1 protein-coding gene is annotated in these 250 nt (G+C 29.6%); it reads left to right on the top strand.

The annotated features are described in order from the left end of the window. Window positions 1–10 precede the first annotated feature (10 nt). Window positions 11–250: hypothetical protein (locus SM753_RS20965; RefSeq protein ID WP_323192975.1), on the top strand; the 240-nt coding region annotated here is incomplete at its 3' end.

Below are 250 nucleotides of genomic sequence, written 5' to 3'. Positions count from 1 at the left end.
GGATGAGGAGATGACAGAATTGGACATCGAAAATTTATTAAATATATTAAATCAATTAGATAATACAGATTTGGATATGAGATTGTATTTTACAAAAAAAAGAACTAATGGACGATATCAATCGTATTCACCAAATATTGCTCCAAATTTACAAATAGAATTAAAGACAATAGTTACGAATGCGTTGGAAGCAGTGCGAAATTCTGAACAAAGAGTATTCAATCCTATAGGAACAATAGAAGGATGTATC

It is taken from the genome of Halostella sp. PRR32 (assembly GCF_034808085.1).
Taxonomy (GTDB): Archaea; Halobacteriota; Halobacteria; order Halobacteriales; family Natronoarchaeaceae; genus Halostella; species Halostella pelagica.
Note: the sequence above shows the minus strand (reverse complement) of the source record. Positions and strands in the feature narration are given on the sequence as shown.